1 protein-coding gene is annotated in these 1,080 nt (G+C 64.3%); it reads right to left on the reverse strand.

Going from position 1 to position 1,080, the window contains the following annotated elements:
• Positions 1-743, reverse strand: a 743-nt coding sequence (locus tag HX846_RS35475) for a sugar nucleotide-binding protein (RefSeq protein ID WP_178967275.1), incomplete at its 3' end; no start/stop codon positions are given.
• Positions 744-1,080: the final 337 nt, after the last annotated feature.

Raw genomic sequence — 1,080 nt, forward strand, 5'->3', positions numbered from 1 at the left:
TGGGCCTGGGCGGTCGGCGCTTCCACGGCCAGCGGGTGGAAGTTGCGCGCTTCGGTCAGGATCGCCTGCCCCAGCGCCAGCGGGGTAGTCGCTTCGTGGCCGGCATAGTGATAAGTGCCCCACAACGGCGCGGCGCAATCCAGTTGCTTAAGCACCGAAATGATCACCCGCGCGGCATCGTCCACCGGCGTCGGGTTGCCCCGGCGGTCGTCGGCCATCAGCAGTTCGTCAGGTTTTTCGGCACGGGCCAGGAAGCGCCCGAGGGTGCCGTCGACGCTGTCATCCAGCAGCCAGCCGAAACGCAACAGCACGTGCTGCGGGCAGGTGGCGCGTACGCTCTGCTCGATGCGCCACAACGCCTGGCCTCGCAGGCCCAAGGGCACGGGTTCGTCTTTTTCGCTGTAGGCGGTGGCGCGGGAGCCGTCGAACACCCGGTAGCTGGACGGTTGCAGCAGGGTGATGCTGTGGTGCTGGCACAGTTCAGCCAGGCGCTCGATCGCATATTCCTGGGCGGCCAGGCGTGTCTCGCTGACCGTCTCCGCCTGAAACCAGTCGAAGTAATAGGCGAGATTGATCAAGGCATCGGGACGGGTGTCGTCGAGCAGTTGCGTGAGGCTCGCGGCATCCCAGCCGTCTTGGGGCGGGCGCGGGGCGAGGAAACCGATGTCTTCCTCCGCACCGAGGCGAATCAGCGCCTGCCCGAGGGCATTCCCGCCGCCCAGTAACATAAGGCGCATTCGCATAGATTGAGCAGGCCCGGTCTGTTTGGAACGATGGTTATTATCGACAGGCTTGTGAGCCATGCCGTTGGCATTTGCCAGAATCGTTGCATTTTGCGGGTTTGTAGCGCAACCGTCACTTATAAAGTGCGCCGCCGATTGCGGCCGGGGGGTTTAGGTAGAGAGAGCCTTTTTATGGCCAGGGAGCATGCAGTGGCTAGGGAGCTTGCTGTGGCCAGGGAGCTTCTTGTGGCGAGGGAGCTTGCTCCCGCTGGAGTGCGCAGCGCTCCCGCTTTTTTGGGGCCGCTACGCAGCCCAGCGGGAGCAAGCTCCCTCGCCACTGCAAGCTCCCGCGCCACAA

Origin of the sequence: Pseudomonas sp. K5002, from assembly GCF_013386655.1 — a bacterium.
Taxonomy (GTDB): Bacteria; Pseudomonadota; Gammaproteobacteria; order Pseudomonadales; family Pseudomonadaceae; genus Aquipseudomonas.